The organism is Methylobacterium sp. WL116 (genome assembly GCF_008039455.1).
Lineage (GTDB): Bacteria > Pseudomonadota > Alphaproteobacteria > Rhizobiales > Beijerinckiaceae > Methylobacterium.
This window is the reverse complement of record NZ_VRUV01000735.1, coordinates 1-1,736: the sequence shown is the minus strand read 5'-3', so window position 1 is coordinate 1,736 and position 1,736 is coordinate 1. Positions and strand designations below refer to the sequence as shown.

The window sequence follows — 1,736 nt, the reverse complement described above, 5'->3', positions numbered from 1 at the left end:
CTGACGCGCCCCGCCGGCCCGCCGCCGGACGGTGCCGGGCCGCGTGATCGCGAACGTGGGCGCGGCTCATGCGGCGCTCCTGTCCTGGGCGATCGCGGAATCCTGCACGATCCCGGGATCCCGGCCGAGCGTGGAGACGCTGGTCTGGCGCAGGCGCTGCATCGAGACGGTCCCGGCCGGGATGTCCCGCAGGGTGGCGACGCCGACGCCGACCATCGCCGCATCGCCGATCGTCACCGCGCCCATGACCAGGGCGTGCGCGCCGACCACGACCCCGTCGCCGAGGTGCGGCGCGTCCGGCGGGAACGGCGCGGCGGCCAGCACCGGCCGGTCCGGCGCGACCACCACCGCCGGCAGGATCACAAGGTCGCGTCCCGCCGTGCCGCAGAAGGCGATCCGTGCCGGGTGCGGCACGAACAGCCCGGGGCCGATCCGCGATCCGGGATGGAAGGACGCGCCGGTGAGGCGCACCGACAGCCCGGCGACGGCGGCGGCCGTCCGCCGCCACCCGCGCCGGTGCAGCAGGTGGGCGACGCGGTGGAACACGGCGCACTGCATCGCCGGCAGCAGCACCATCATCGCCGCGCGGGAGCGCGACATCGGCCTGCCGCCGCTGATCTGGCGCACGATCCGCTCGAGGTCGGCGGCGAGCAACCTGCGCAGGACCGCCGGGCGGGCGTGGTCGAGGACCGATTCGGAGGGCGTCCGGTCGTCGCTCACGACACGGCGCTCCGTCCCGGCAGCGCGCGCCAGTCGGTCGGTGCCAGGTCGGTGTCGGCGTCGAGATCCTTGAGCACGAGGCAGCGCGGCCCGACCCGGGACCGGTCGCCGATCAGCACCGCGCCCAGCACGATCGAGGCCGGCTCGAGGACCACGTCGTCGCCGAGGCGCGGCAGCCCCGGGCCGCCGCCGACGTCGCGGTCCGGGGTCTTGTAGAGGCCGCCGATCGAGGCCTGGAAGCCGAAGGCGGCGTCGCGGCCGACGGCGCCCGCGATGATCGTGCCGTAGGGATGGGGCAGGAACATCCCGCCGGCGATCCGGGTCGAGGGCGGGATGTCCGAGCCCGTCAGCCAGCCGTTGACGATCCAGAGCAGCCAGGCCGCCATCCGCCAGCCGTTCTCGTGGGCGTAGCGCGACATCCGGTAGAGCCAGATCGCCTGGTAGCCGCGGCGCAGGCGCACCGGGCCGGGGATGCGGCGCGCCCAGTGCGCCCGGTCGGCGCGCAGCGCCGCGCGGGTCTCCGCCCAGGAGATCGCTGTGCCTGCGGCGGTCTCGGTCCCCGCGAGATCCCGGGCCGCGAGCATGTCGGCTGGCTTAGGCATGTCACTCTCTTTACGGTTGTATAATACTTATAAGCGCAACCATAAGGCGATTTTCGAGGTATGCGTCGTCTGGGTCGTGCTATCCTACAATCATAGGTAGCATTTTTCCGGCGAAAATCACCGAAAGATGCGTATGGTGGTGAATCGAACCGATACGGGCCGGGACCGAAGGGGGATGCGCTACGGCATCAACCTGGTCGGTCAGGCGGCCGGCCGCGGCATCTACCTGCTCGCGGGTTTCGCGGCCTTCGTGATGGTCGCGAAGGGGGCGGGGCCTGAGGTGCTCGGCCATTACGGCATCGCGCTCGCCGCCCTGGCGATCGCCCTGATCGCCGCCGATTTCGGCACGACGCTGACCTTCGCCGCCCGCATCGGCGCCTGCGCGCCGGAGGCGCGGGCCGACGCGCTCGCGGG

2 protein-coding genes and 1 pseudogene are annotated in these 1,736 nt (G+C 72.9%); 1 reads left to right on the top strand and 2 read right to left on the bottom strand.

What is annotated here, in order from left to right:
- Positions 1-66: 66 nt before the first annotated feature.
- Complete coding sequence (locus FV223_RS26775) at positions 67-720, bottom strand: serine acetyltransferase (protein ID WP_243949436.1); 654 nt, start codon at positions 718-720, stop codon at positions 67-69.
- Positions 717-1,322, bottom strand: a complete 606-nt coding sequence (locus tag FV223_RS26770) for a serine acetyltransferase (protein ID WP_243936041.1) — start codon at positions 1,320-1,322, stop codon at positions 717-719. Before FV223_RS26770 ends, FV223_RS26775 begins: the two co-directional genes overlap by 4 nt.
- A gap of 175 nt (positions 1,323-1,497) precedes the next feature.
- Between FV223_RS26770 and FV223_RS26765 the strand changes: the two are divergent.
- Positions 1,498-1,736: pseudogene (locus FV223_RS26765) on the top strand (polysaccharide biosynthesis protein); the annotation flags it as partial.

Bases quoted from the DNA above. Each gene is read 5' to 3' on its own strand.
- FV223_RS26770 (WP_243936041.1), bottom strand. From the start codon at position 1,322: ATGCCTAAGCCAGCCGACATGCTCGCGGCCCGGGATCTCGCGGGGACC.